Source organism: Paraburkholderia sp. SIMBA_054 (assembly GCF_046534875.1).
GTDB lineage: Bacteria > Pseudomonadota > Gammaproteobacteria > Burkholderiales > Burkholderiaceae > Paraburkholderia > Paraburkholderia hospita.
In genome coordinates, this window is the sequence record NZ_JAWRXV010000640.1 from 1 (window position 1) to 278 (window position 278).

1 protein-coding gene is annotated in these 278 nt (G+C 53.2%); it reads left to right on the forward strand.

From position 1 onward, the window contains the following. Positions 1-188 (forward strand): peptide-methionine (S)-S-oxide reductase (locus SB822_RS56655; protein ID WP_410859047.1); only part of this gene is annotated, 188 nt, incomplete at its 5' end. Positions 189-278: the final 90 nt, after the last annotated feature.

Below are 278 nucleotides of genomic sequence, written 5' to 3' on the forward strand. Positions count from 1 at the left end.
CCATCGTGACAAAGGTGGAACCGTTCAAGGGCTTTTATCCAGCCGAGTTCTATCACCAGAACTACCTGACGCAACATCCGAACTCGGGGTACATTGCGCTTTACGATTTGCCGAAGGTGGCAAGTTTGAAGCGCCTTTTCCCCAATCTGTACAGTGACAAACCCGTGCTTGTTCAGGCTGCGCAATGAGGCGCGCGGCGTCGTCCGGTCATGGGCCTAACGAGCCTTGAATCGGCTTTAGAAAAAAGCGCTGCCCGTGCAGCGCTTTTTTATTGGCTT